Source organism: Ochrobactrum sp. AP1BH01-1, assembly GCF_018066705.1.
Classification (GTDB): Bacteria; Pseudomonadota; Alphaproteobacteria; order Rhizobiales; family Rhizobiaceae; genus Brucella.
The window spans coordinates 103,374-128,434 of the sequence record NZ_JAGPOU010000005.1; the positions used below are offsets into that span (position 1 = coordinate 103,374).

Consider the following 25,061-nt stretch of genomic DNA (forward strand, 5'->3'; position numbering starts at 1 on the left):
GAGTGAACGAGCGGCCCGATTTATGACGACAAACAGCGAGTTTCTGATCCCTGCCCGCGCCGATCTCGCAGCCGCGAGGGAAGAATGGCTGAAGACGCTGAAAGATGCGCGCCGCCTGTCGGAAAATACGCTTGATGCCTATGAGCGCGATACGCGTCAGTTTCTCAATTTTCTGACCGGCCATCTGGGCGAACCGCCGTCGCTGAAAGATGTCGGCAATCTGCGGATCGCCGATCTGCGCTCGTTTCTTGCCAGCCGCCGCAACGAAGGTGTCGGCGCGCGAACGCTGGGGCGCGGACTTGCCGGCGTGCGCTCGCTGCTGCGCCATCTGGAAAAACGCGGCCTTGCCAATGCAGCGGGAGCAAGCGCCATGCGCGCGCCGCGGCAGCCGAAATCACTGCCGAAGCCGCTGACCGCCGAAGACGCCCGTCGCGTGGTTGCCGCAGACGGGCAACTGGCGGAGGAACCATGGATAGCCGCGCGCAACGCCGCCGTTCTGACCTTGCTCTATGGTTGCGGCCTGCGCATCTCCGAAGCGCTTGGCCTTATGGGTGACGCGTTATCCGACAGCAGTGCCCTTTCGATCACGATTACCGGCAAGGGCAACAAAGCTCGTCTCGTGCCGTTGCTGCCGGTCGTGCACCGCGCAATCGCGCAATACAGGGCGCTTTGCCCCTTCGATCTTTCCGCCGACAAACCGCTGTTTCGCGGCACCAAGGGCGGTATTCTTCATGCGGCGATCATCCAGCGCGAAATGCAGAAACTGCGCGCTGGCCTGGGTCTGCCCGACAGTGCGACGCCGCATGCGCTGCGCCACTCCTTCGCAACGCATCTTCTGGGACGAGGCGGCGATCTGCGCACCATCCAGGAACTGCTTGGCCATGCCAGTCTTTCCACAACGCAGGTCTATACCGGCGTCGATACCGAGCGATTGCTGGAAATCTACGACAAGGCGCACCCGCGCGCTTGATATTGGTCTCGCATCCGCGAAGAACGTCCTTATATTGCCCTCATGAAAAAGCTGTTTCTGACCCTTCTCTTTGCCTGTCTTGCAGGCTCCATCCCCGCTCGCGCCGACAATGCCCCGGCCGCTGCTGCTTGTACCCCACACGGCGTCAACCTCATGGAGGGACTTGCGACGAAAGACCCGGCAAGCTGGCAGGAGTTGCAGCGCGAAGCCGATAAGGTTCCCAATCGCACAGGGCTCCTCTGGAAAATCGAGAAGGAGGGCGTCGAGCCGTCCTATCTCTTCGGCACGATGCACTTTTCCGATCCCCGCGTCATGACATTGCCGAAAGCCACCGACGAAGCCTATCGATCGGCGAACACGGTCGTCGTGGAAACGGCAGATATATTGGACCCGAAGTTTCTCCTGCGCGCCAGGCTCGAACATCCCGACCTGCTGCTCTTCACCGATGGCACCACGCTGAAATCGCACCTTCCCGCCGAACGACGTGAAGAAATCGAACGGAAGCTTGCAGAACGCGGTATCGTTCTCGACGCGGTCGCCAAAATGAAGCCATGGGTGCTGTCCAGTCTTCTGGCACTTCCCAAATGCGAGCGGGAGCGGCAAAGCGAGGGCGAGAAATCGCTCGATGAAAAGCTTGCACTCGATGCACAGGCCGAAGGCCGCAATGTTCAGGGCCTTGAAAGTGCGGAAGAACAGCTTCTGGCGATGAACCGGATGCCGCTCGATTTCCATCTGCGCAGCCTTGTCGCCACCATCGATTATGGCGACGATATCGAGGATGCCATGGAGACGACAACTGCCCTCTATCTCAAGGGTGAGATCGGGATGATCATGCCGGCGCTCCGGAAGATTGTTCCCGACAGCCTTTCCGACGATGACTATGATTTGTTTCTAAAATATCTCATTTCGGATCGCAATCACGTCATGGCTGATCGCGCCGTCCCGATCATCGACAAGGGAAATGCTTTTATTGCCGTCGGCGCGCTGCATCTGCCGGGCACGGATGGGGTAATCGAATTGCTGCGTGCAAAGGGTTATCGGGTGGTTCCGCTCTAAGTCGTCGAGAGAGCATTTCCAAGGATTCAGGAAATGCTCTAGCCGGCTTTCAGGTCCGTGATGCTGTTTTCAACGGCCGTTATATTGAGTTCAAGTTCGGCAATCTGTCTCAGTATGGATTTTCCCGGAAGTGCTTCTTCCCGAGCCGCTTCATCCAGAAGCTTGAACTGTTCATCGCGCAAAAGCGACGAGAGTTTCTCGAAGCGCTCAATGGTTTTCAGGTTTTCTTTCGACGGCATAATGTCATTCCTCAAATTTCGGCGTCGTCTCTGATCGCTTATAACGATCCTGCCCTATCAGGGCTTTACAGTGATAAAGCCCTGATAGCCAGTTGATCGATCATAATTTCGATCAGCAGGCCGCTCCCATGATTGAATATACATAAATGATGTGCAGTTTCTCTTGCGTTAACACCAGCACCAGCGCCCCGCTCCGCACCGCTATTCGTGCGTGCTCCTTCGCATATTAGCGCTTTGGGAACTATCTCCTCCATTTCTCATTGATATACACCGGGTTTGTTATCGCACCGCATGACAGCACGCGGTTGGAGCATCGATTGCCCGATGAGCAACAGCAAGTACCCGGCTGACTGTCACTTCCCGACTGTCGTTTCGATGGCGGAAGGGACCATTGGAGGAACCCGATATGGTTGATCCCCTTGATCCGAGGAACAACGAGCCGCGCACGACAACAGACCCGCGTCTTTCAGATCCATCCGGAATGCCGCCGCCACCGCCACCGCGCGGCGGAAGCGGCTATTTGCTTGGCGCGGTGCTTCTGGTTGCGATCATCGTTCTTGGCTACTTCTTTTACCGAAATGGCAGCGGAACCGACACGGCCGCGCCGCCCCCGCCACCAGCGACACAGAGCGAGCCCGCAAGCCCAGCTCCAGCTCCGCCGGCCAACCCGCCAGCGCAGAATTAAATAGCAATGAAAAAGGCCCGCATCTGCGGGCCTTTTTACAAATATGGAAATCTGCCGATTACATATGGATCGGCTTGGCGAAGGTCGCCAGAGCGGACTCGCGCACGGCTTCCGACATGGTCGGATGCGCATGGCAGGTGCGGGCCAGATCTTCCGAAGAACCGCCAAATTCCATCAGGACGGCCAGTTCGTGGATCATTTCACCAGCATTGTAGCCGAGGATATGTGCACCCAGAACGCGATCCGTTGCCTTGTCGGCAAGGATCTTCACGAAACCGTCGGTGTGCAGCATGGCGCGCGCGCGGCCATTGGCCGTGAACGGGAACTTGCCGACCTTGTATTCGATACCGGCGGCTTTCAGCTCTTCCTCGGTCTTGCCGACGGAAGCGACTTCCGGCTGCGTGTAGACAACGCTCGGGATGACATCGAAGTTCACATGACCGGCCTGACCGGCAATGATTTCGGCAACCGCGATGCCTTCGTCCTCAGCCTTGTGCGCCAGCATGGGGCCTTGCACCACGTCACCGATGGCATAGATGCCTTCGACATTGGTGCGCCAGTGACCGTCGATCGCAACGCGGCCGCGATCATCGACATTGACGCCAGCCTCCTGAAGGCCGAGACCGTCGGTGTAAGGACGACGGCCGGTGGCGATGAGAACCGCATCGGCTTCCAGCGTTTCAGCCGCGCCGCCCTTGACCGGCTCAAAGGTCACTTTCGCGCCCTTGCCCGACTTTTCAACGCCCGTCACTTTCGCGCTGAGCTTGAAGGCGATGCCCTGCTTTTCGAGGAGGCGCTGGAACTGCTTGGACACTTCGCCGTCCATGGGGCCGAGCACCTTGTCGAGATATTCGACCACCGTGACCTTCGCCCCGAGACGCGCCCAGACGGAACCGAGTTCCAGGCCGATCACGCCGCCGCCGACCACGATCAGGCTGCCCGGAACTTTGTCGAAAGAAAGCGCGCCGGTCGAGGAAACGATGACTTTCTCGTCAATATCGACCTTGACGCCCGGAATGCCGGCCACGTCCGAGCCGGTGGCGATGATGATGTTCTTCGCTTCGATTTCCTCGACCTTGCCGTCTTCGGCGGTCACGGAAACCTTGCCCTTGCCGATAATCTTGCCGGTGCCGATGAAGGCCGTGATCTTGTTCTTCTTGAACAGGAATTCAACGCCGGTGACGTTGGCCTTCACGGTCGCATCCTTATGCGCCAGCATCTTCGTGAGATTGAGCTTCGGCGTCACTTCCACGCCGAGCGTATCGAAGGAATGACCGGCTTCGGCAAAGACTTCCGATGCATGCAGCAGCGCCTTGGAAGGGATGCAGCCAATATTCAGGCAGGTGCCACCGAAGGTCTTGCGCTTCTCCACAACAGCAACGGAAAGACCAAGCTGTGCGGCCTTGATCGCGGCGACATAACCGCCGGGGCCCGTACCGATGACAACCACATCGTATGACATTGAACTATCCTTCTTCAGTCTGTCCTGAACGTTTTCGGGCGACACGGTTCATCCGGCCAGCCCTTCTTTCGCATGTTCTCATAAAACCGGCGTCCTCCGGGACAGCCGGTCATTCCTCGTCGGGCGTGCATCCCTGAAAGCGGAACACTTCCCACTGCAGCGGCTTTTCAGGTTTTGCCGCTCCAAAATCATAACCGTCGAGCGCCGTCACCAGATCGGGCAGCAGGATCGCCTGCGCCGCCGGTTCTTCCGCCTTGGGCAGCACCTCGGCTTCCGCGCCTTCCTTCAGTGCATAGATGACGCTCTGCCAGATGCTGCAATCGTCGAGGTCTTCCGGATTGGAACCATCGCCCTTGCAGTTGAAGGTCAGCAAAGCATAGGGGCGAGCCACGCCTTCCTCCGGCCAGATGACCATGCCGCTCAGCTTGAACTCCGGCTTGTCATTGGCCGTGATCGTGAACTCGTTCGTCGGTGCCGGCGTCATTTTCAGATCATTCGGCTGTTCCGGGCGGAAGGTCAGCGTATAGGCGTCGTCGCGATCCCGATATATCGCTCGGTTCTGCGTGCAGGCCGCCTGAACGGCGGTCGAGAACAGGGTGAGCGCGAGCACCGAAACGGCGGCGGTCGTGAAAAGCTTGGGTGCTGTATGCATCTGTCGGTTCTCCCTGAGTGTTCCGGCTGAGTGTTCCGGCTGAGCTTTTCCGGCAGCGAATCTTCGACCGCCCGAAGATAAGGATTACATAGCCTTTTCGGTGGCAAGTTTAAGCCCCAGCGCGATGAAGACAACACCGCTGGCACGATCGATCCATTTCGAGGCACGCGAGAAAGCTGCGCGCATCTTCGGCGTCGTCATGAAAAGGCTGACGCCGACGAACCAGCATATGAGCGCGGTCGCCATCACGACGCCATAGCCAAGCTTCACCTCGGTGGGCGTATGGGCATGAACAACCGTCGAGAAAATCGACAGGAAGAAGAACACGGCCTTGGGGTTCAGCGCATTGGCGGCAAAGCCGAGGCCGAAAGCCTTGGCGAAGCTCTGCTGCTTATGCGGTTCCTTTGTCGAAGCTTCCACGTCGATCTTCGTCGTTCCAGCCCGCAGCGCCTTGATGCCGATATAGACCAGATAGGCCACACCGCACCATTTGACGATATTGAACAGATAGATCGACTTGGAAATGATGAGACCGAGCCCAAGCACCGTATAGGTGACATGCATCATCAAAGCGGTGCCGATGCCGAAGCTCGTAATGATCGCCTCGCGGCGGCCATGCAGCAGCGACTGCCGGATGACCATGGCAAGATCGGCGCCGGGGGAAACGATGGCAAAGACGAAAATCGCCATCAGGGACGCAAGTTCGAACAGATAGGGATGCATCGCGTTTCCTTCGTTGCGCGTTTCACGCGCAGGCTGTCATCACAGAACCAAAGCCAGAAGCATGATACCGAGCCCCACCAGACTGATCAGCCAGACAAAGGACCGGAAGTAGGGAATGCCCGCCAGATAAAGCGGGATATAGACGATGCGACTGACAAACCAGAGCCACGCCCCGAGGATGCCCCATCCGGATGGGTCGCCTTTCAGCGCGAGCGCCAGCGCCAGCCCGACGAATGCCGGATAGGTTTCGCGAAAATTGGCGGAGGCCCGCTCCGCGCGACCGGCAAACCTGCCGGAAGGTTTTAAACCTTCGTCGCGCGGACCGGCATTCCATCGGGAGCCGAGTTCCTTCGTTGCCGCAAAGCCCTGCAGGAGGATATGAACCACCAGCAGGACGGCGCTCCAGCCGACCAGCGGCAGGAACGGGGATGCGGAGAAGAGGCCCGGCTCCATCGTTCTTCCTTAGAGATCGAGAACCAGACGTTCCGGATCTTCCAGGCTTTCCTTGACGCGCACGAGGAAGGTCACGGCTTCCTTGCCGTCCACGATGCGGTGATCGTAGGAAAGCGCCAGATACATCATCGGGCGGATCACGATCTGGCCGCCGACGACAACCGGACGTTCCTGGATCTTGTGCATGCCGAGAATGCCCGACTGCGGAGCGTTCAGGATCGGCGAAGACATCAGCGAACCATAAACGCCGCCATTGGTGATGGTGAACGTGCCGCCCTGCATGTCGGCCATGGACAGCGAACCGTCGCGAGCGGCCTTGGCCAGACGTCCCAGTTCCTTTTCGATTTCCGCGATCGACATGCTGTCGGCATCGCGGATAACCGGAACCACAAGGCCCTTGTCCGTGCCGACAGCCATGCCGACATGGGCGAAGTTCTTGTAGATGATGTCGGTGCCGTCGATCTCGGCATTGACCGCCGGGATTTCCTTCAGCGCATGGGTCACGGCCTTGGTGAAGAAGCCCATGAAGCCGAGCTTCACGCCATGCTTCTTCTCGAAGATGTCCTTGTACTTGGCGCGCAGTTCCATCACCGCAGACATGTCGACCTCGTTGTAGGTCGTCAGCATGGCGGCAGTGTTCTGGGCATCCTTCAGACGCTTGGCGATCGTCTGGCGCAGACGGGTCATCTTCACACGTTCTTCACGCGAGGCGTCGTCAGCAGGCGATGCCGGACGGGCAGCCGCCGCAGCGACCGGAGCCGGAGCAGCCGAAACACCCTTGGCGATGGCGTCGAGAACATCGCCCTTCAGCACCTGACCGCGCTTGCCGGAACCTTCCACCTGATCGGCGGAGAGGTTGTTTTCTGAAAGCAGCTTGGAAGCGGCAGGGGCTGGCTGCATAGCCGGGCCGGACGAAGCGGATGCGACCGGAGCAGGGGCAGCGGCAGCAGGCTTGGCTTCTTCCTTCTTCGCAGCCGGAGCAGCGGCAACGGCAGCGCCATCGGTGGAAATCTGGCCGAGAAGCGCATTGACCTCGACCGTGTCGCCTTCCTTGGCCGTGATTTCAGCCAGTACGCCAGCAGCAGCAGCCGGAACTTCCACTGTCACCTTGTCGGTTTCCAGTTCCACCAGCGGTTCGTCGGCAGCGACAGCATCGCCGACTTTCTTGAACCATTTTCCGATGGTTGCCTCAGTAACGGACTCCCCAAGCGTGGGAACGCGAATTTCGGTGGCCATGGTTTTTTCTTCCGTTGATCTTCGAATTTTGAATTTGTGTTCAAGTGCTGGAGCCGCCCGCAAGGCGGCTCCAAAACCGGTTAGCTGCCGAGCGCATCCTCAAGGAAAGCGGCGAGCTGCGCAAGATGCTTCGACATCAGGCCCGTTGCAGGCGATGCTGCGGCCGGACGGCCCGCATAGCGCACGCGCTGATGCTTGGCGTCGATATGCGCCAGCACCCATTCCAGATACGGGTCGATGAACGACCATGCGCCCATGTTCTTCGGCTCTTCCTGGCACCAGACCATTTCCGCCTGACGGAACCGCGACAGCTCGTTGATGAGCGCCTTGGCCGGGAAAGGATAGAGCTGTTCCACGCGCAGCAGATAGACATCATCGATGCCGCGCTTTTCGCGCTCTTCGTAAAGGTCGTAATAGACCTTGCCCGAGCAGAGAACGACGCGACGGATCTTTGCATCCTTCTGGAGCTTGATGCCTTCATCCTTGTTGTACTGCGCATCGTCCCACAGCAGGCGGTGGAACGAAGATTCGCCCGACATTTCGGCCAGCGTCGAAACGGCGCGCTTGTGGCGCAGCAGCGACTTCGGCGTCATCATGATGAGCGGCTTGCGGAAGTCGCGCTTCATCTGGCGGCGCAGGATGTGGAAGTAGTTGGCAGGCGTCGTGACATTGGCCACCTGCATGTTGTCTTCGGCGCAGAGCTGGAGATAGCGCTCCAGACGAGCGGAAGAGTGTTCCGGACCCTGGCCTTCATAGCCGTGCGGCAGAAGGCAGACGAGGCCGGACATGCGCAGCCACTTGCGTTCGCCCGACGAGATGAACTGGTCGAACACCACCTGCGCGCCGTTGGCGAAATCGCCAAACTGCGCTTCCCACAGCACTAGCGCGCGCGGGTCGGACAGCGAATAGCCGTATTCGTAGCCCAGCACCGCTTCTTCCGAGAGCATCGAGTTGATGGCCTCATAGATCGCCTGGCCCTTCTGGATATTGTTGAGCGGGATATAGCGGTTCTGGGTTTCCTGATCGTAGAGAACGGTGTGACGCTGCGAGAAAGTGCCGCGCTCGACGTCCTGACCGGACAGGCGAACAGGGCTGCCTTCGGCAACCAGCGAACCGAACGCCAGCGATTCAGCCGTCGCCCAGTCGATCCCCTCGCCCGTTTCCATCATCTTGGCACGGTTGTCGAGGAAGCGCTGGATCGTGCGGTGGACATGGAAGTCCTTCGGCACTTCAACCAGCTTCTTGCCGATTTCCTTCAGCGTCTTCATCGGCACGGCAGTCTTGCCGCGACGCTGTTCGTCGGCATTGTCGGCAGTGCGCAGGCCAGCCCACGCGCCGTCAAGCCAGTCAGCCTTGTTCGGCTTGTAGCTCTGTCCGGCTTCAAATTCGGTTTCCAGATTTTCGCGCCACTGCGCTTTCATCTGGTCGATTTCTTCCTGCTTGATGAGGCCTTCCGCAATCAGCTTTTCGCTGTAGAGCTGAACGGTCGTCTTGTGCGCACGAATCGCCTTGTACATCAGCGGCTGCGTGAAGGACGGTTCGTCGCCTTCGTTGTGACCGAAGCGGCGATAGCAGAACATGTCGATGACCACCGGCTTGTGGAAGGTCATGCGGAACTCGGTCGCAACCTTGGCGGCAAACACCACGGCTTCCGGATCGTCGCCATTGACGTGGAAGATCGGCGCTTCGATCATCTTCGCCACATCCGACGGATAAGGCGACGACCGCGAGAAGGCCGGATTGGTGGTGAAACCGATCTGGTTGTTGATGATGAAATGCACCGTACCGGCAACGCGGTGGCCCTTCAGTCCCGAAAGGCCAAGGCACTCGGCCACGACGCCCTGACCGGCAAAAGCAGCATCGCCATGCAGCAGCAGCGGCAGAACCTTGGCACGGGTTGCAAGCGGAACCATGTCGTCGCGGGTGCGACCGGCCAGCAGGTCCTGCTTGGCGCGGGCCTTGCCCATCACGACCGGGTTGACGATTTCAAGGTGCGACGGGTTGGCGGTGAGCGACAGGTGGACCTTGTTGCCGTCGAACTCACGGTCCGACGAAGCGCCCAGATGGTACTTCACGTCGCCCGAGCCTTCCACGTCGTCGGGCGCGTAGGAACCGCCTTTGAACTCGTGGAAGATGGCGCGGTGCGGCTTGCCCATGACCTGGCTAAGCACGTTCAGACGGCCACGGTGGGCCATGCCGAAGATGATTTCCTTGACGCCCATGGCGCCGCCGCGCTTGACGATCTGTTCCAGCGCCGGGATCAGCGATTCACCGCCATCGAGACCGAAACGCTTGGTGCCCTTGTACTTGACGTCGATGAACTGCTCGAAGCCTTCCGCTTCAATGAGCTTCGACAGAATGGCCTTCTTGCCTTCCGGCGTGAAAGCAACCTTTTTGTCCGGCCCTTCGATGCGCTCCTGAATCCAGGCCTTTTCAGCCGGATCGGAGATATGCATGAATTCGACGCCGATCGTGCCGCAATAGGTGCGCTTCAAGATGTCGAGCATTTCCGGCACGGTCGCGTATTCGAGGCCGAGCACATTGTCGATGAAGATCTTGCGGTTGTAGTCGGCAGGCGTGAAACCGTAGTTTTCCGGCTCCAGCTCGTTATAGTCGTTCGGCTTTTCGGAGAGACCGAGCGGATCGAGATTGGCGTGCAGATGGCCGCGCATGCGATAGGCACGGATCATCATGATGGCGCGAACGCTGTCGCGTGCAGCCTGCGTGATCTCTTCGCTGGTAAGGGCCGCGCCGGTGGCACCCTTCGCTTCGCCCTTTGCCGCCTTGCCCTTGAGCTTGTCGGTGACATGCTTTTCGACTTCGGCCCAGTTGCCGTCGAGCGCGGAAATGAGTTCGCCATTGGCGGCAATCGGCCAGTTCTTTCTGGTCCAGGACGCGCCTTCGGCGTTCTTCTTCACGTCGTCGGCATTATCGCCCAGCTTGGCGAAGAAATCGCGCCACTGCGGATCGACCGAATTCGGATCGTCCTCATACTTGGCGTACAGCTCCTCAATATAGTCGGCATTGCCGCCATAGAGGAATGAGGTAAGGGCGAAAACGTCGTTGGCTTGTTCCTGCCTTGCCATAGCCTATCCGGAGCAGCGCTCCGTCTCCTTGTCAGCGGCTCATCTGCGCGGGCCGGAAGCTTTTGACCTTCATCCCTCACGCCGCCGGGGAGGAACCGCTACAGACCCCGGCATAACTAAACTCTACGCGTCGGAACGGGCATATCCGTTCCCGGTTGCCGGAATGGTCCGGCCTTCATGCCAAACCCGGCAGCGGCTTTCGCCGCAGCCGGGATATTCAGATCGTTACGCGATCTCAGCCCTTGAGGACTTCGACCAGCGTCTTGCCGAGCTGCGCCGGCGACGGCGACACGCGAATGCCAGCCGATTCCATGGCTGCAATCTTGTCTTCCGCACCACCCTTGCCGCCGGAGATCACGGCGCCGGCATGGCCCATGGTGCGTCCGGCAGGTGCCGCACGGCCAGCGATGAAGCCGACCATCGGCTTCTTGCGGCCGCGCTTGGCTTCGTCCTTGAGGAACTGCGCCGCATCTTCTTCAGCCGAACCGCCGATTTCGCCGATCATGACGATCGACTTGGTTTCGTCGTCGGCCAGGAACATTTCCAAAACGTCGATGAACTCGGTGCCCTTGACCGGATCGCCGCCGATACCGACAGCGGTGGTCTGGCCGAGGCCTTCGTTCGAGGTCTGGAACACTGCTTCATAGGTAAGCGTTCCGGAGCGGGAAACAACGCCCACCGAACCCTTCTTGAAGATGTTGCCCGGCATGATGCCGATCTTGCATTCTTCAGGGGTCAGGATGCCCGGGCAGTTCGGTCCGAGCAGGCGCGACTTCGAGCGTTCCAGACGCTCCTTGACGCGAACCATGTCCATGACCGGAATGCCTTCGGTGATGCAGACGATGAACGGGATTTCAGCTTCGATGGCTTCGATGATCGCGTCTGCGGCGCCTGCTGGCGGAACATAGATCACGGATGCGTCAGCGCCCGTGCGTTCCTTGGCTTCGGCAACGGTTGCGAAGATCGGCAGCTTTTCGCCCTTTGCGCCTTCCCAGGTTTCGCCACCCTTCTTCGGATGGATGCCGCCGACCATCTGCGTGCCGTAATAGGCAAGCGCCTGTTCGGTGTGGAAGGTGCCGGTCTTGCCGGTCAGGCCCTGTACGAGAACCTTGGTGTCCTTGTTGACGAGAATGGACATGCCTTAATTCCCCTTCACTGCAGCGACGATCTTCTGCGCCGCATCGTCGAGATCGTCGGCCGAAATGACGTTCAGGCCGCTCTCGTTGATGATCTTCTTGCCAAGTTCGACATTGGTGCCTTCCAGACGGACAACCAGCGGAACCTTGAGGCCGACTTCCTTGACCGCGGCAATCACGCCTTCGGCGATGACGTCGCACTTCATGATGCCGCCGAAGATGTTGACCAGAATGCCCTGGACAGCCGGATCAGCGGTGATGATCTTGAACGCAGCCGTCACCTTCTCCTTGGAAGCACCGCCACCGACGTCGAGGAAGTTGGCAGGTTCTGCACCGTAGAGCTTGATGATGTCCATCGTTGCCATGGCAAGGCCCGCGCCATTGACCATGCAGCCGATATTGCCGTCGAGAGCGACGTAGGCGAGATCGTACTTGGAAGCTTCGATTTCTTTTTCGTCTTCTTCCGACAGATCGCGCAGTTCCTGAATGTCAGGATGACGGAACAGGGCGTTGCCGTCGAACGACACCTTGGCGTCGAGAACGCGCACGCGGCCATCGGTCATGACGATCAGCGGATTGATTTCCAGAAGGCTCATGTCCTTCTCGGTGAAGGCCTTGTAGAGGATCGGGAACAGCTTGAGGCCGTCCTCGCGCGCCTGACCTTCAAGCTTCAGCGCATCGGCGAGCTTGTTGGCATCTTCATCGGTCACGCCCTTGGCGGGGTCGATGGCGACGGTGACGATCTTCTCAGGGGTTTCCTCGGCAACCGCTTCGATGTCCATGCCGCCTTCGGTCGAAACGACGAAAGCCGGACGGCCAACGGTGCGGTCGATCAGGATCGAGAGATAGAGTTCACGATCAATGTCGGCGCCGTCTTCGATGTAAAGACGGTTGACCTGCTTGCCGGCAGGGCCGGTCTGCTTGGTGACCAGCGTGTTGCCCAGCATTTCCTTCGCATTGGCAACCACTTCCTCGACAGACTTGGCGAGGCGAACGCCGCCTTTTGCATCGGCTGGCAGTTCCTTGAACTTGCCCTTGCCGCGTCCGCCAGCATGGATCTGGCTCTTGACGACATAAAGCGGTCCGGGAAGCGTCTTTGCCCATTCTTCCGCCTGTTCGACGGAATAGACAGCCACACCATTGGCGATCGGCGCGCCGTAGGTGTGAAGCAGGCGCTTGGCCTGGTATTCGTGAATATTCATCTGGTTGTCCTCTGCGGATTCCCGGTCCGTTGCATATTGGGATTGAACGGAGCCGGTACGGATTGACAGCCGGAAAAGGCCGGAGCCGCAAAGAAGCGACAATCCGGCCTTGTCTGGAATTTACTTCAGCGACGGAGCGATACCGATGCAGGCTTCGCAAAGACCGGCAACAGATGCCACCGACTTGTCGAACTGCGCCTTCTCGTCCTTGTCGAGATCGATTTCGATGATGCGCTCGACGCCGTTGGCACCGATCACGGTCGGCACGCCGACATACATGTCCTTGACGCCGTACTGGCCCGAAAGCTGGGCAGCGACCGGCAGGACGCGCTTCTTGTCCTTCAGATAGGATTCAGCCATCTGGATGGCCGACGCAGCCGGAGCGTAGAAAGCCGAACCGGTCTTGAGCAGGCCGACGATTTCCGCGCCGCCGTCACGGGTGCGCTGGATGATCTTGTCGAGCTTGTCCTGGCTGGTCCAGCCCATCTTGACGAGATCTGGCAGCGGGATGCCGGCAACGGTCGAGTAACGGGCGAGCGGAACCATGCTGTCGCCGTGACCGCCCAGCACGAATGCCGTGACGTCTTCAACCGAGACGTTGAATTCTTCCGAGAGGAAATAGCGGAAGCGGGCGCTGTCGAGAACGCCGGCCATGCCGACAACCTTGTGCGCCGGAAGTCCGGAAAACTTCTGCAGCGCCCAGACCATGGCGTCGAGCGGGTTGGTGATGCAGATGACGAAAGCTTCAGGGGCATATTTCTTGATGCCCGCGCCAACCTGTTCCATCACCTTGAGATTGATGCCCAGAAGGTCGTCGCGGCTCATGCCCGGCTTGCGCGGCACGCCTGCGGTCACGATGACAACGTCTGCGCCTTCGATTGCAGCGTAGTCGTTAGCGCCGGTGTACTTCGCATCAAAACCGTCAACCGGAGAAGATTCGGCAATATCCAGTCCCTTACCCTGCGGGATGCCTTCCGCAATGTCGAAAAGGACGACGTCGCCGAGTTCCTTCAGACCGGCCAGATGAGCGAGCGTGCCGCCGATCATGCCGGAGCCGATGAGGGCAATCTTGTTGCGTGCCATGATTGTTTCTTTCCTCACTTTTGATCCAGAAACGCATCAAGCCCATCCGGAATCCTCGCCGGAAACGCTCAAGCGTTGGAACTGCGAGATAGGACTCTTTGCCGATAAACTCAACTCATTATTTTGCGACTAATGTTTTCAATCGGTTAGATTTATCGGTTCTTACGTAAACGTAAGATAATTTGTCGAGAACAAGGCAAAATCGCCCTCGTCCTACCACCGACAGCCATACCCGAACAGGCCGTATGGAGCGGCTGGCAAGCTGCCAATTCTCTCAGCGTCGTGCAACGGTTCCAGATGGGTCACGATCTGAACCGATGCGCGTTTCAAGTTTGGGGCAGACTTCGCCCTGAAGCGTGTCGCCCCCCGATCACGAATTGCGGGGGTAACATAGCCCACGGAACGTATAAGTCCAGTCCATGGCAGTCTGATGATGGTAGCGACGATGGCGGAACTTTCAGCCGGCCTTGCCGGGCGGCTCGGCCAGATATTCCGCGCTCTGCATCTCGAAGAGGCGCGACGCGGTGCGGTCGAACTCGAATGCCTCTGTGCCCTTGTTGGCAAGATAGAGCTTTTCCGGCTGTGCTTCGGCGGAAATGAACACCCGCGCATGATGATCGTAAAGCACGTCGATCAGCAGGATGAAGCGCTTGGCCTCGTTGCGGCGCGCATAGTCCAGCACCGGCACATCATCGATGAAGAGCGTCGGATAATGCTTGACGATGGCGATATAGTCCGAGGCGCCGAGCGGTTTCGAGCACAACGCTTCGAAAGTAAAGCGCGCCGCGCCATGCACGGAACGGGCAATCTCAATGTCGCGCCCCTTGATGCGGATCACGTCCGGCTTTTCCTGCGCGCCATCCTTTTGCGCCGCCCAGGCCGCATCCATGCGTTTGGTGGTTTCAGCCCCCAGCGGCGACAGATAGACCGGCTGGCGGTCTAGTTTTTCGAGGCGGTAATCGGTACGCGAATCCAGATTGATCACATCGACATGCTGTTTGAGAATATCGATGAAAGGCAGGAAAAGCTGCCGGTTCAGCCCATCGCGATAAAGATTGTCCGGCGCGACATTGGATGTTGCCACCAGCACCACACCACGCGAAAACAACGCGCTGAACAGGCGCGACAGGATCATCGCATCGGCAATGTCGGTCACGGTGAACTCGTCGAAGCAAAGCACCCATGCCTGCTGGGCCAAGGCTTCGGCAACCGGCGGAATCGGGTCGTCCTGTTTGGTTTCGCCGCGCTTCAGTGCCTGGCGATGCGCATAGATGCGCTCATGCACATCGGCCATGAAATCGTTGAAATGCGCGCGGCGCTTGCGTTCGACCGGCAGGAGCGAGAAGAACATATCCATCAGCATGGTCTTGCCGCGCCCGACCTCGCCATGCACGTAAAGCCCCTTGATGACGCTCGACGCCTCCTTGCGCTTGCCGAACAGCCAGCCGAGCGCGCTCGACTTGCGTGACAGGCGTCTGCTGCAGATTTCCTCGATCAGCCGGTCGTAACGGACGGTAAGTTCGAGTTGAGCGGGATCGGCTTCCACATCGCCCGCCGTGACCATCGCATCGTAATGTTCGCGGACGGAGGGGAAGGCTTTCAGATTACCGTCGAAAGACATGATTGCTTCCGTTCAACCTTTCAATTGCAAAACGGCGGACCATCTCGCGATGATCCGCCTGTCTTTAAAGCGCATCCCGAAAAGTGCGAAACGGTTTTCGGGCAAAGATGCGCGGCAAAACAAAGACAATTGGAGCGCCAATCTGATTCAATCAGATCGAAATGCGCTCCAAGCGCAAGAATGTCTTAGCGCGAGAGCGATACGGCCTGACCGCCCGAAGTCTGTCCATCGAAGCGGCTCGCCCCCGAGGAATAGAGCGAAGCGACGGTACCGCCATTCGCATCATAGAGTACCAGCTGCTTGCCGTTGACGGCCCAGGAAGCGAGATTGCCGAGTTCACCGGGGCAACGCAGCGGACCTGCGCGGTAGCCCTGACCATATTTGGTCTGCGGCGTCGCGATCTTGCAGCTCTGGCCGCCGAGCGATGCGTTCCAGACACCGGCGACGGAGCCGGGCGTCAGGTCGGGCGCGGATGCCGGCGGCAGGCTTGCAACCTGCGTGCCGGGCTGCGCATTGGGGTTCGTGGTCGGAGCCGTCGGGAACTGCGAAGCATTGGGAGAAGAAAGATTGCCCTTCTGCACCGTGCCTGCCGGAGCGGCGGCAACAGGCGGAGGCGGCGGCGGTGGCGAAACCGTATCGAGATTGCCGAAGCGGGAGCTCTGGCACCCGGCCAGGACAATGCCAGCCGCCGCGAGGCTGAGCAGACTTGCTTTCGAAATTCCCATCTGGTTCTCCATTTCCGCATTTCTCATCAGGGGTGGGGATGCCCCGGACTTCCTACCGAAGCCCTGCAATGTGACAATATTGGACCGATAAAATGGCTATATGGTTAAAAAAGCAAAACCGGAAACTGTCATTTTTTCCCTTCAAACGCTTCAAGAACGCTTGAAACCGCCTGATAATCCTGGAACTGGGACAGGAAGGCCACAGTTTCTCCGATATTGGGGTCTGTTCTGCGACAACGTCCACGCCGCAACTTTTCGCAATCGCATGCGGGTACTGGCAATTTGCGGGCTTTTCCGCCATATAGACCCTAATTGTCCCATAGGCTTCATGAGCATAAGCCGCAGGAAAACGGAACCACGATAGTTATGGCCACCAGGGCAGCCTTCGCCAAGATGAACGGGCTCGGCAATCAGATCATCGTTGCCGACATGCGCGGCCGCGCGGACCGGATCAAGCCTGAAGCCGCGATCCGTCTTGCGGGCGACAGCGAAACCGCCTTCGATCAGATCATGGCGATCCACGATCCGCGCACGGCGGGAACCGACAATTATATCGCGATCATCAATTGCGACGGCACGGAAGCGCAGGCTTGCGGCAACGGCACGCGCTGCGTCGTGCAGGCGCTGGCCGCCGAGACCGGCAGGCAGCATTTCACCTTTGAGACCCGCGCCGGAATCCTGACCGCGACCGAACATGAAGACGGCCTGATCTCGGTCGACATGGGCAAGCCGCGCTTCGGCTGGCAGGACATTCCGCTTGCCGAAGAGTTTCGCGATACGCGCATGATCGAATTGCAGGTCGGTCCCATCGACGCGCCGGCGCTGCATTCGCCCTCGGTCGCCTCCATGGGCAACCCGCATGCAATCTTCTGGGTCGACCGCGATGTCTGGTCCTATGAGCTGGAAAAGTTCGGACCGCTTCTCGAACATCATCCGATCTTCCCGGAACGCGCCAATATCTCCATCGCCCATGTCACCTCGCCCGAAACGATTAACCTGCGCACCTGGGAGCGCGGTGCGGGCCTGACCCGCGCCTGCGGTTCCGCCGCCTGCGCCGCCGCCGTCTCGGCAGCGCGCACGCGCCGCACCGGGCGCATCGTTACCGTCAATGTTCCGGGTGGCCCGCTCAGGATCGAGTGGCGCGACGATGATCACGTGATGATGACCGGCCCCGCGGAATGGGAATTTTCGGGCACATTCGATCCGGCAACCGGCGAATGGAACCGCGACACACAGAATGACAAGCCAACTGACAGGGGTGCGGCCTGATGTCGGTGGAAGTCGTCACATTCGGATGCCGCCTCAACACCTATGAATCCGAGGTAATGAAGCGCGAAGCCGACGCCGCCGGTCTTGGCGAATTGAAGGACGGGGCGATCATCTTCAATACTTGCGCGGTGACGGCGGAAGCGGTGCGCCAGGCACGTCAGGCGATCCGCAGGGCCCGCCGTGAAAACCCGGAAGCGCGCATCATCGTCACCGGCTGCGCCGCACAAACCGAAGCCGACAATTTTGCGGCCATGGATGAAGTCGATCTCATTCTCGGCAATGAGGAAAAGCTGAAATCCAATTCCTACCGGATGCTGCCGGATTTCGGCGTCAACCAGTTCGAAAAGGTGCGCGTCAACAACATCATGGAAGTCCGTGAAACCGCAAGCCATATGGTCGATGCCATCGAGGGTCGCGCACGCGCCTTCGTGCAGGTGCAAAACGGCTGCGATCATCGCTGCACCTTCTGCATCATCCCTTACGGCCGCGGCAATTCCCGCTCGGTGCCGATGGGCGCGGTGGTGGACCAGGTCAAGCGCCTTGTCGGCAATGGTTATGCCGAAGTGGTGCTGACCGGCGTGGACATGACCTCCTACGGTCCCGACCTTCCCGGCAATCTTCGCCTCGGCAAGCTGGTGAAGACCGTTCTCAATCAGGTGCCGGATCTGCAGCGCCTGCGCCTTTCCTCCATCGATTCCATCGAGGCCGATGACGACCTGATGGACGCGATTGCCAATGAAAAACGCCTGATGCCGCACCTGCATTTATCCTTGCAGGCGGGCGACGACATGATCCTGAAGCGCATGAAGCGCCGCCATCTGCGCGACGATTCGATCCGCTTCTGCGAAACGGTGCGCGGGCTTCGTCCCGACATCGTCTTCGGCGCGGACATTATCGCCGGTTTCCCGACCGAAACCGAGGAAATGTTCCAGAACTCGCTCAAAATCGTCGAGGAATGCGGCCTCTCCCACCTGCACGTCTTCCCTTACAGCGCGCGCGAAGGCACGCCTGCTGCCCGCATGCCGCAGGTACGGCGCGAGATCGTCAAGGAACGCGCTGCCCGCCTGCGCGCGGAAGGCGACCGGGCTTATGAAAAGCACCTCGCTTCGCTGAATGGCACCATGCAGCGTCTTCTGGTCGAGAAGGAAGGCATTGCGCGCACGGAAGGCTTTACGCTCGCATCGGTTGACGGCGGTACACCGGGCGAAATCATCGAACGTATCGTGACAGGCCATGACGGGGAAAAACTCCTCACCCGTCAGGCAGAGCCGCAAGCGGCTTGAAGCTTAAGGGCATCAGAATTCATGGCAATGGGTTTCATCAAGAAAATGTTCTCCTTCGGCAAGAAGGAGGTCGAGGAAAAACCGGCCGAGCAACAGGGCCCCGATGCCGTGGAAACGGCTTGGGAAACAGAGCTTCCTGAAACCGCCGCAACGCCTGAAGAAACGCAAGACACCGCCGTTGAAGTGGTCATTTCCGAACCGGAAATGCCGGTGATCGCCCATGAGCCGATCGCCCGCGAGCCTGAGCCGATTGAAGAGCCTGAGCCTGAAACGGTTGAGGAAGAAAAGGCAGAACCGGAACATCCGGTTGCCGAGATTGAAATCCCGATCGAACAGCCCCCGGTGATGGAGCCGATCACGGTCGAAGCACCTGCGCCAGAGCCTGTTGTTGAGCCTGTTGTCGAGCCGGAGCCGGAATCTGTTGCCGAACCCGAAAAGCCGGAAGTCGCAAAAGCTCCTGATGCAGCTGTAGTAAAGGAAGCGGTAGAACCCGCAGCTCAGCCGGAGGCGGTGAAGCCGAAGAAGGTAAAGGTCGCCAGGGCCGTCGAGGAACACAAGGAAGAAGCGCCGGTTGAGGCAGCGCCTGAGCCGAAGCTTTCCTGGTTCGAGAGGCTGCGTCGCGGCCTGCTCCGTTCATCGAATTCACTCAGCGAATCCATCGGCGGCATTTTCACCAAGCGCAAGCTTGATGACGACACGTTGCAGGATCTCGAAGACGTGCTGATCCAGGCTGATCTCGGGCTTGAAACCGCCATCCGCGTCACCGACGCGCTTGCCTCGGGGCGTTACGGCAAGGACGTGACGGGTGAGGAAGTGCGCACCATCATGGGCGCGGAAATCGAAAAGGTTCTTGGCCCTGTGGCCAGGCCGCTGGAGCTCGACCTGTCGCACAAGCCGCATGTCATCCTCGTGGTCGGCGTCAACGGCACCGGCAAGACCACCACCATCGGCAAGCTTGCAGCAAAGCTCACCGCAGGCGGACTAAAAGTCATGCTGGCTGCAGGCGATACGTTCCGCGCAGCCGCTATCGAGCAGCTTCATATCTGGGGTGAGCGCACTGGTTCGCCGGTTGTCTCCTCCAAGCTCGGCGCCGACGCGGCGGGTCTTGCCTATGATGCGTGGGAAAAGGCCAAGGAAGCGGGCAGCGACGTTCTGATCATCGATACGGCCGGACGCTTGCAGAACAAGGCCGAACTGATGGACGAGCTTGCCAAGATCGTGCGCGTGCTGGGCAAGCACGACCCGGAAGCCCCGCATACGGTTCTCCAGACGCTTGACGCCACCACCGGCCAGAACGCGCTTAATCAGGTCGAGATTTTCAAGAATGTCGCGGGCGTCAACGGTCTGGTCATGACCAAGCTTGACGGAACCGCGCGCGGCGGCATTCTTGTCGCCATCTCGGCCAAGCATAAATTGCCGATCTATTTCATCGGCGTCGGCGAAGGCGTCGACGATCTGGAACCCTTTGCGGCCAAGGATTTTGCCCGCGCCATCGCAGGAGTTGCCTGATGGAGCATCCCGTTTTCGAGCGCGATCCATCCAAGAAAAGCGAAACCGAGCGCCGGGAAGTCCCGCCGCTCCTGAAGCTGGCGCTGGAGCTGGGACCGCTTCTGGTCTTCTTCTTTGCCAATGCGCGCGGCGAAATGCTGCTCGAGCGGTTTCCGGTGCTGGCTTCCATCGGCGCGCCGATCTTTCTGGCAACCGCCCTGTTCATGGCGGCGACGGTGATCGCGCTTGCCATTTCATGGTCGATGACGCGCACGCTGCCGATCATGCCGCTTGTCTCGGGCATTGTCGTGCTGGTGTTCGGCGCGCTGACGCTCTGGCTGCACAACGACACCTTCATCAAGATGAAGCCGACAATCGTCAACACGCTGTTCGGCTGCATTCTTCTCGGCGGCCTCTTCTTCGGCAAATCCCTGCTCGGCTATGTGTTCGATTCAGCCTTCCGTCTCGATGCCGAGGGCTGGCGAAAGCTGACGCTGCGCTGGGGCCTGTTCTTCATCTTCCTCGCCATCATGAACGAGGTTGTGTGGCGGAATTTTTCGACCGATGCCTGGGTATCGTTCAAAGTGTGGGGCATAATGCCCATCACGGTTGTCTTCACGCTTTTACAAATGCCGCTTATTCAGAAGCATTCATTGACGGAAGACAACAAGACCGCATCGTAACCGAGCATTTTCGAGCCAAAAAGGGCGAAACGGTTTTGCGTCGGATAATGTGCCACGCTTTAGGAGGAAGGACGCCATGAACGGGATCGCCCCACGGCTTGAAATCGAACAGTTCATCTGCCGCAGCGATAATTACGGCGTTCTGATTCATGACCCGGAAAGTGCGCTGACCGCAACCATCGATGCGCCGGATGCGGCTGCGATCGAGGCCGCGCTGCAGCGGCGCGGCTGGACGCTCGATTTCGTCTTCACCACCCATCATCACCTCGACCATGTGGAAGGCAATGAAGCGCTGAAAGCGAAATACGGGGTCAGCATCATCGGTCCCAAGGCGGAAGAAACGAAGATTCCCGGCATCGACCGGACCGTGCAGGACGGCGACGAGTTCACCTTCGGTCTCTTCCGGGTGAAGGCCATTGCGACACCGGGCCATACGGCGGGTGAAATCTCCTATTATATTCCCGACGCCAAAGCCGTCTTCACAGGCGACACCCTGTTCGCGCTCGGTTGCGGAAGGCTTTTCGAGGGAACGCTGCTCACCATGTTCCAGTCGTTGCAGAAGCTGATTGCGCTTCCCGGCGACACGGCCGTCTATTGCGGCCATGAATATACCGAAAGCAATGCACGCTTTGCGCTCACCATCGATCCGGCCAATTCCGCACTGAAGGAGCGCGCCGCAGAGATTGCAAGGCTGCGTGCCGCTGACCGCATGACATTGCCGTCAAGCATCGCGCTTGAAATGGCGACGAACCCTTTCCTGCGCTGGCATGATGCTGGCATTCGCAGCCGTCTGGGCCTGCAGGATGCGCCCGACGAAGCCGTGTTTGCCGAAATCCGCAAGCGCAAGGATATGTTCTGACATGCTATAAGCGCATTTCCGGTAAAAGTGCGAAGCGGTTTGGCGTAGGATAATGCGTAAAAACAAAAGGCGAATCGTTCCACAGTTCGAGGATAGAAGGATGACGGTGTTTTCCCGTTTCAAGATTGCAGGCTGCGCCGTTTTCCTCGGCCTTTCCCTTGTTACCCTGCCCGCTTCGATGAATCTCGCGTTTGCCGATGACCTGCTGCTCGACGTTGCACCGAAGCAGACGCCTGCAGAAATCAACAATTTCAAGCTGAGCCAAGATTTCCTGTCGCGCATGGAAAAAGTGCAGGAGCAGCTTGGCGGCATGGAGCTTTCGGCAACCGAAGAGGAAGGGCAGGATGCCACGCCTTCCTTCGACAAGATGGTGAAGAGCATCGAGTCCCGCCCGCAGGTCGTGGAAGTGCTCAAGGCCCAGAATATTACGCCGACCGATTATATTTTCGGCTATTTCGCCCTCATGAGCAGCCTTGCCGCCGCTGACGCGGAGAGCGAACCGCAGCTGGTGGACGAGCTGAAGGATATCAATCCCGAACATCTGGCCTTTGGCAAGCAGTACAGCGAACGCATCCGCGTCCTGATCGGCGAGTAGCCACTTCGCGAAGAAGAAGAGAAGAACCGGCGATAGGCCGGTTCTTTCGTTTACCGCACAGGTTGCCTCAAAAGCCGCAAAGCGTTGATCGTCACAAGAACGGTTGCGCCCGTATCGGCCAGAATGGCAGGCCAAAGGCCGGTGATGCCCAGCACCGTGGTCACCAGAAAGACAGCCTTCAATCCAAGCGCTATGGCAATGTTCTGATGGATATTGCGCATGGTCCGCTTGGAAAGGTCGACCATTTCCTCCACATCGCCAACCCGTCCGTGCAGGACGGCGGCGTCCGCCGTTTCCAGCGCCACATCGGTGCCGCCCCCCATGGCGATGCCCACATCGGCCGCCGCAAGCGCTGGCGCGTCGTTGATGCCGTCACCGATCTTGGCGACGATCAGCCCTTCCTTGCGCAATTCGCTGACGATGCGCTGCTTGTCTTCAGGCAGCAGTTCGGCCCGCACCTCGATCCCCAGATCGCGCCCGATGGCTTCCGCAGTGCGGCGATTGTCCCCGGTCAGCATGAGGGTGCGGATATTGGCCGCCTTCAACTCCCGCAAGCCCGCAACGGCATCGGCGCGCGGTTCATCGCGCATGGCGATTGCACCGGCGATCTTGCCATTGGCAGCCAGCACGGAAACCGTCTTGCCCTCGTCGTTGCAGGCGGCAATGCGGTTCGCCAGCGCTTCCGGAATGGCCGCAATATCATTGGCGGCACGGCGCGAACCCAGAAACAGGTCCTTCTCGCCCACCATGCCCGATACGCCCTTGCCGCCATGGGCCTTTCCTCCCGTCACGGGGGCAAGTTTCAGGCCGCGCTGCTCGGCGGCACCGACAATCGCCAGCGCCAGCGGGTGGCTGGAGCCCGCATCCAGGGAGGCGGCAAGACGCAGCACCTCATCTTCGGGCAGGTCGCCTGCAAGAACATCGGTCACCTTCGGCTTGCCTTCGGTCAGCGTGCCGGTCTTGTCGAAGCAGGCCGCAGTGATCTTGCCGATGGTTTCCAGCACCGCGCCCCCCTTCAGCAGAAGGCCGCGCCGCGCACCGGAGGAAAGCGCGGCTGCAATAGCCGCAGGCGTGGAAATAACCAGCGCGCATGGGCAGCCGATCAGAAGGATGGCAAGTCCCTTGTATATCCATTCGTTCCAGTCGCCGCCTGCAAGAAGCGGCGGCAGAATGGCAACGAGAGCCGCCACGACCACCACGCCCGGCGTATAATAGGTGGAAAAGCGGTTGATGAAACGTTCGGTCGGTGCCTTGGCTTCCTGCGCTTCCTCGACCAGCCGCACGACGCGGGCAATGGTGTTGTCCTGCGCGGCAGCGGTGACCCGAACCCGCAGCACGCCGTCGCCATTGATCGTGCCGGCAAAGACCGTGTCGCCTTCAGCCTTGCCGACCGGCGTGCTTTCACCGGTGACGGGCGCTTCATCGACCGCGCTTTCGCCTGTCAGGATTTCGCCGTCGGCGGGCATACGGTCGCCGGGACGCACGGAAATCACATCGCCAACCGCGAGACTGTCGGCAGCAACTTCCGAAGTCGTCCCGTTTTTCTCAAGAAACGCAGTCTTGGGCACCAGCGCGGTAAGCGACTGGATGCTGGCGCGCGCCTTTCCGGCGGCAACGCCTTCCAGAAGCTCGCCGACCAGGAACAGAAACACGACGGCTGCCGCTTCCTCTGTCGCGCCGATGAACATTGCGCCGATGGCGGCAATCGTCATCAGCATCTCGATGGAAAACGGCGTGCCGTTGATCGCAGCCATCCAGGCGCGCCTGGCAATCGGCACGAGGCCGATCAGCATCGCCGCCGTGAAAGCCCATAGCTCGATCGCCGGGTAGAGATGCCCGGCAACATAGGCAGCGATCAGCCCGCCGCCACAGGCCAGCATCATCTGGCCTTTCTTCGAGCGCCACCACGGCAGGGGTTTTGCCGGTGCGCTCGCCTTTGGTGCGGCCCTGCCACTGGTGGGAGCGGTGTCGGCAAGCGAGGTCTTGTAGCCCAGAGCCGTCACCCTGGCGGCGATTTCATCGCTTTTTGCCGTTCCGTCATGATTGACGCTCATCGCGCCATTGGTCACGGAAACAGACACGTCCGTCACGCCCGACAAGCGCCGCACGGCGGTATCGATCTTGGCTGCGCAGGAGGCGCAATCCATGCCATCGACCCGAAAGCGCAGACTGTCTGGCGTTACAGCAATCTCCTCGTTGTGGGCTTCATGGTCATGCTCATCTCCGTGGTCATGCGCATGATCGTGGTCGCCGCCGCAGGCCCCGTGGTCATGGTCATGGTCAGAATGATCGTGCGAATGTTCGCCTTTTGCCGGGGCTTTTTCCGAGGCGACCGGCTCCGCGCCATAACCGAGGCTGCGAACCTTGGCTGCAATCTTGTCGAGATCGCCCGTTCCATCATGGCTGACGGTCATCGTGCCTCCGGCAACCGAAACGGAGACATCCTCGATGCCGCGCACGCGCCGCACGGCAGTTTCGATCTTGGCCGCGCAGGACGCGCAATCCATACCGTCGATGCGAAAGCGAATCTGGTTCAGTGTTTCACTCATGATCTG

22 protein-coding genes are annotated in these 25,061 nt (G+C 59.6%); 9 read left to right on the forward strand and 13 right to left on the reverse strand.

Annotated features, from left to right (window positions below; all coding sequences use genetic code 11):
* Positions 1-22 precede the first annotated feature (22 nt).
* Positions 23-970: a tyrosine recombinase XerC gene (locus J9800_RS18350; protein WP_114214545.1), complete on the forward strand. Its 948-nt coding sequence runs from the start codon at positions 23-25 to the stop codon at positions 968-970.
* A gap of 42 nt (positions 971-1,012) precedes the next feature.
* Complete coding sequence (locus J9800_RS18355; protein WP_114214544.1) at positions 1,013-2,026, forward strand: TraB/GumN family protein; 1,014 nt, start codon at positions 1,013-1,015, stop codon at positions 2,024-2,026.
* A 38-nt stretch (positions 2,027-2,064) separates the two neighbouring features.
* Here the strand turns inward: J9800_RS18355 and J9800_RS18360 are convergent, their stop codons facing one another.
* Complete coding sequence (locus tag J9800_RS18360) at positions 2,065-2,265, reverse strand: hypothetical protein (RefSeq protein ID WP_112586685.1); 201 nt, start codon at positions 2,263-2,265, stop codon at positions 2,065-2,067.
* Positions 2,266-2,671: 406 nt separating this feature from the next.
* Between J9800_RS18360 and J9800_RS18365 the strand changes: the two genes are divergently transcribed.
* A complete protein-coding gene (locus J9800_RS18365; protein WP_112586687.1) occupies positions 2,672-2,950 on the forward strand; it encodes a hypothetical protein in 279 nt (92 codons plus the stop codon).
* Between the two features lie 58 nt (positions 2,951-3,008).
* On the opposite strand, the gene lpdA is transcribed toward J9800_RS18365, so the two are convergent.
* The 11 genes from lpdA to J9800_RS18420 all read right to left on the reverse strand — a co-directional run bounded on the left by lpdA (position 3,009) and on the right by J9800_RS18420 (position 16,329).
* Complete coding sequence (lpdA, locus tag J9800_RS18370; RefSeq protein WP_114214543.1) at positions 3,009-4,412, reverse strand: dihydrolipoyl dehydrogenase; 1,404 nt, start codon at positions 4,410-4,412, stop codon at positions 3,009-3,011.
* 109 nt (positions 4,413-4,521) lie between these two features.
* Positions 4,522-5,064 carry a hypothetical protein gene (locus J9800_RS18375; RefSeq protein ID WP_114214542.1) on the reverse strand — a complete coding sequence of 181 codons (543 nt, stop codon included), beginning with the start codon at positions 5,062-5,064 and terminating at the stop codon, positions 4,522-4,524.
* A gap of 84 nt (positions 5,065-5,148) precedes the next feature.
* Entirely contained in the window at positions 5,149-5,787 is a 639-nt protein-coding gene (locus J9800_RS18380) for a LysE family transporter (RefSeq protein ID WP_114214541.1), read from the reverse strand.
* A gap of 39 nt (positions 5,788-5,826) precedes the next feature.
* Positions 5,827-6,240: an MAPEG family protein gene (locus J9800_RS18385; RefSeq protein ID WP_114214540.1), complete on the reverse strand. Its 414-nt coding sequence runs from the start codon at positions 6,238-6,240 to the stop codon at positions 5,827-5,829.
* Between the two features lie 9 nt (positions 6,241-6,249).
* The gene (gene odhB, locus J9800_RS18390) at positions 6,250-7,476 is read right to left on the reverse strand and encodes a 2-oxoglutarate dehydrogenase complex dihydrolipoyllysine-residue succinyltransferase (protein WP_114214539.1); all 1,227 of its coding nucleotides are present in this window, start codon (positions 7,474-7,476) and stop codon (positions 6,250-6,252) included.
* An 80-nt stretch (positions 7,477-7,556) separates the two neighbouring features.
* The gene (locus J9800_RS18395; protein ID WP_112586696.1) at positions 7,557-10,562 is read right to left on the reverse strand and encodes a 2-oxoglutarate dehydrogenase E1 component; all 3,006 of its coding nucleotides are present in this window, start codon (positions 10,560-10,562) and stop codon (positions 7,557-7,559) included.
* A gap of 235 nt (positions 10,563-10,797) precedes the next feature.
* The gene (gene sucD, locus J9800_RS18400) at positions 10,798-11,700 is read right to left on the reverse strand and encodes a succinate--CoA ligase subunit alpha (RefSeq protein WP_114214538.1); all 903 of its coding nucleotides are present in this window, start codon (positions 11,698-11,700) and stop codon (positions 10,798-10,800) included.
* Positions 11,701-11,703: 3 nt separating this feature from the next.
* The gene (gene sucC / locus J9800_RS18405) at positions 11,704-12,900 is read right to left on the reverse strand and encodes an ADP-forming succinate--CoA ligase subunit beta (RefSeq protein WP_112586961.1); all 1,197 of its coding nucleotides are present in this window, start codon (positions 12,898-12,900) and stop codon (positions 11,704-11,706) included.
* A gap of 120 nt (positions 12,901-13,020) precedes the next feature.
* Entirely contained in the window at positions 13,021-13,983 is a 963-nt protein-coding gene (mdh, locus tag J9800_RS18410; protein WP_112586698.1) for a malate dehydrogenase, read from the reverse strand.
* A gap of 457 nt (positions 13,984-14,440) precedes the next feature.
* A complete protein-coding gene (gene zapE / locus J9800_RS18415) occupies positions 14,441-15,604 on the reverse strand; it encodes a cell division protein ZapE (protein WP_114214537.1) in 1,164 nt (387 codons plus the stop codon).
* Positions 15,605-15,789: 185 nt separating this feature from the next.
* Positions 15,790-16,329: a protease inhibitor Inh/omp19 family protein gene (locus J9800_RS18420; RefSeq protein WP_112586702.1), complete on the reverse strand. Its 540-nt coding sequence runs from the start codon at positions 16,327-16,329 to the stop codon at positions 15,790-15,792.
* A 366-nt stretch (positions 16,330-16,695) separates the two neighbouring features.
* Between J9800_RS18420 and dapF the strand changes: the two genes are divergently transcribed.
* From dapF to J9800_RS18450, 6 genes are all read left to right on the forward strand, one after another.
* Entirely contained in the window at positions 16,696-17,598 is a 903-nt protein-coding gene (dapF, locus tag J9800_RS18425; protein WP_114214536.1) for a diaminopimelate epimerase, read from the forward strand.
* On the forward strand, positions 17,598-18,881 hold the full coding sequence (gene mtaB / locus J9800_RS18430) for a tRNA (N(6)-L-threonylcarbamoyladenosine(37)-C(2))-methylthiotransferase MtaB (protein WP_210845905.1): 1,284 nt from the start codon (positions 17,598-17,600) through the stop codon (positions 18,879-18,881). The genes dapF and mtaB overlap by 1 nt, the downstream gene beginning before the upstream one ends.
* Before the next feature lie 21 nt (positions 18,882-18,902).
* On the forward strand, positions 18,903-20,390 hold the full coding sequence (ftsY, locus tag J9800_RS18435; protein ID WP_114214534.1) for a signal recognition particle-docking protein FtsY: 1,488 nt from the start codon (positions 18,903-18,905) through the stop codon (positions 20,388-20,390).
* The gene (locus tag J9800_RS18440; RefSeq protein WP_114214533.1) at positions 20,390-21,052 is read left to right on the forward strand and encodes a septation protein A; all 663 of its coding nucleotides are present in this window, start codon (positions 20,390-20,392) and stop codon (positions 21,050-21,052) included. Before ftsY ends, J9800_RS18440 begins: the two co-directional genes overlap by 1 nt.
* Positions 21,053-21,128: 76 nt before the next feature.
* Positions 21,129-21,911: a hydroxyacylglutathione hydrolase gene (gene gloB / locus J9800_RS18445; RefSeq protein ID WP_210845906.1), complete on the forward strand. Its 783-nt coding sequence runs from the start codon at positions 21,129-21,131 to the stop codon at positions 21,909-21,911.
* Positions 21,912-22,011: 100 nt separating this feature from the next.
* On the forward strand, positions 22,012-22,506 hold the full coding sequence (locus J9800_RS18450) for a hypothetical protein (protein ID WP_114214531.1): 495 nt from the start codon (positions 22,012-22,014) through the stop codon (positions 22,504-22,506).
* A 50-nt stretch (positions 22,507-22,556) separates the two neighbouring features.
* On the opposite strand, the gene J9800_RS18455 is transcribed toward J9800_RS18450, so the two are convergent.
* Positions 22,557-25,055 (reverse strand): heavy metal translocating P-type ATPase, encoded by a 2,499-nt coding sequence (locus J9800_RS18455; protein ID WP_210845907.1) that lies wholly within the window; start codon positions 25,053-25,055, stop codon positions 22,557-22,559.
* Positions 25,056-25,061 lie beyond the last annotated feature (6 nt).

Excerpts from the sequence above, each read along its gene's own strand:
- dapF (WP_114214536.1), top strand. The coding sequence starts at position 16,696 with ATGGCCACCAGGGCAGCCTTCGCCAAGATGAACGGGCTCGGCAATCAG.
- J9800_RS18350 (WP_114214545.1), top strand. The coding sequence starts at position 23 with ATGACGACAAACAGCGAGTTTCTGATCCCTGCCCGCGCCGATCTCGCA.
- zapE (WP_114214537.1), bottom strand. The coding sequence starts at position 15,604 with ATGTCTTTCGACGGTAATCTGAAAGCCTTCCCCTCCGTCCGCGAACAT.
- J9800_RS18380 (WP_114214541.1), bottom strand. The coding sequence starts at position 5,787 with ATGCATCCCTATCTGTTCGAACTTGCGTCCCTGATGGCGATTTTCGTC.
- J9800_RS18375 (WP_114214542.1), bottom strand. The coding sequence starts at position 5,064 with ATGCATACAGCACCCAAGCTTTTCACGACCGCCGCCGTTTCGGTGCTC.
- lpdA (WP_114214543.1), bottom strand. The coding sequence starts at position 4,412 with ATGTCATACGATGTGGTTGTCATCGGTACGGGCCCCGGCGGTTATGTC.
- J9800_RS18420 (WP_112586702.1), bottom strand. The coding sequence starts at position 16,329 with ATGGGAATTTCGAAAGCAAGTCTGCTCAGCCTCGCGGCGGCTGGCATT.
- J9800_RS18455 (WP_210845907.1), bottom strand. The coding sequence starts at position 25,055 with ATGAGTGAAACACTGAACCAGATTCGCTTTCGCATCGACGGTATGGAT.
- ftsY (WP_114214534.1), top strand. The coding sequence starts at position 18,903 with ATGGCAATGGGTTTCATCAAGAAAATGTTCTCCTTCGGCAAGAAGGAG.
- gloB (WP_210845906.1), top strand. The coding sequence starts at position 21,129 with ATGAACGGGATCGCCCCACGGCTTGAAATCGAACAGTTCATCTGCCGC.
- J9800_RS18365 (WP_112586687.1), top strand. The coding sequence starts at position 2,672 with ATGGTTGATCCCCTTGATCCGAGGAACAACGAGCCGCGCACGACAACA.
- sucC (WP_112586961.1), bottom strand. The coding sequence starts at position 12,900 with ATGAATATTCACGAATACCAGGCCAAGCGCCTGCTTCACACCTACGGC.
- J9800_RS18355 (WP_114214544.1), top strand. The coding sequence starts at position 1,013 with ATGAAAAAGCTGTTTCTGACCCTTCTCTTTGCCTGTCTTGCAGGCTCC.
- odhB (WP_114214539.1), bottom strand. The coding sequence starts at position 7,476 with ATGGCCACCGAAATTCGCGTTCCCACGCTTGGGGAGTCCGTTACTGAG.
- mtaB (WP_210845905.1), top strand. The coding sequence starts at position 17,598 with ATGTCGGTGGAAGTCGTCACATTCGGATGCCGCCTCAACACCTATGAA.
- mdh (WP_112586698.1), bottom strand. The coding sequence starts at position 13,983 with ATGGCACGCAACAAGATTGCCCTCATCGGCTCCGGCATGATCGGCGGC.
- J9800_RS18385 (WP_114214540.1), bottom strand. The coding sequence starts at position 6,240 with ATGGAGCCGGGCCTCTTCTCCGCATCCCCGTTCCTGCCGCTGGTCGGC.
- J9800_RS18440 (WP_114214533.1), top strand. The coding sequence starts at position 20,390 with ATGGAGCATCCCGTTTTCGAGCGCGATCCATCCAAGAAAAGCGAAACC.
- J9800_RS18395 (WP_112586696.1), bottom strand. The coding sequence starts at position 10,562 with ATGGCAAGGCAGGAACAAGCCAACGACGTTTTCGCCCTTACCTCATTC.
- sucD (WP_114214538.1), bottom strand. The coding sequence starts at position 11,700 with ATGTCCATTCTCGTCAACAAGGACACCAAGGTTCTCGTACAGGGCCTG.
- J9800_RS18450 (WP_114214531.1), top strand. The coding sequence starts at position 22,012 with ATGACGGTGTTTTCCCGTTTCAAGATTGCAGGCTGCGCCGTTTTCCTC.
- J9800_RS18360 (WP_112586685.1), bottom strand. The coding sequence starts at position 2,265 with ATGCCGTCGAAAGAAAACCTGAAAACCATTGAGCGCTTCGAGAAACTC.